The organism is Thiolapillus sp. (assembly GCF_048562965.1).
Classification (GTDB): Bacteria; Pseudomonadota; Gammaproteobacteria; order Chromatiales; family Chromatiaceae; genus Thiolapillus; species Thiolapillus brandeum_A.
Genome location: NZ_JBHNMF010001090.1, coordinates 1 through 899, shown reverse-complemented (window position 1 = coordinate 899; position 899 = coordinate 1). Strand labels below are relative to the sequence as shown.

The following is an 899-nucleotide window of genomic DNA, read 5'->3' as shown; positions in this document are numbered from 1 at the left end:
GGGACAAAAAAAGGTGAGAAGGTTGACTATGTGATCAAGAAGGATGATGAAATTATCATCTTGATAGAATGCAAGTGGTCTGGAATCGATCTCCATCAAAACCATGCTTCTCAGCTGTACAGATATTTTTCAACTACATCGGCTCGTTTCTGCATACTGACAAATGGCATTGTCTATGAGTTCTATTCAGACATTGATTCGCCAAACAAAATGGATTCAAAGCCATTTTTTGAATTCAATATTCTTGACTTTGAAGACCATCAGATCAATGAGCTAAAAAAATTCACTAAATCTGCATTTTCTTTGGAAGATATACTTACCACTGCAAGTACGCTCAAGTACACAGGAGCAATAAAAAAGATTCTTGAGCAGGAACTAGAAAAACCTTCTGAGGAGTTTGTCCGTTTTTTCGCTTCAAGGATTTACGGTGGAAGATTGACTCAGTCGGTGTTGGAGCAGTTTAGGAAGATCGTAAAAAAGGCGAGAGAGCAGTTTATTAACGAAAAAATCAATGATCGCCTTAAATCTGCCCTTTCTACAAACGAAGATAAAAAAGAGGAAATATCTGAAGTTGTAGAGACGATCAGATCATCACCTAAGAATGATGGCATTGAAACGACAGAAGAGGAAATTGAAGCTTACAACATCATCAAGGCTATTCTCCGCAATGTTATTGACGTAAAGAGGGTAGTTATGCGGGATAAGAAAAGCTACTGTGGGATATTGCTTGACGATACCAACAGAAAGCCGATCTGCAGGCTGCATTTCAATCGTTCAAGGAAGTACCTGGGATTGATTGCTAATAAACAGGAAGAAAGGGTGGAAATAGAGTCTCTAGACGATATTTTTAAATACACAGATAATTTGCGTGCTGTTATAGGTGAGTATAGTGAGTAGGA

General features: G+C 38.2%; 1 protein-coding gene. It reads left to right on the top strand.

Features of this window, described 5'->3' with window-relative positions; translation table 11 throughout:
• Positions 1 to 897: type I restriction enzyme HsdR N-terminal domain-containing protein (locus ACOCD2_RS22490; protein WP_419626169.1), on the top strand; the 897-nt coding region annotated here is incomplete at its 5' end.
• Positions 898 to 899 lie beyond the last annotated feature (2 nt).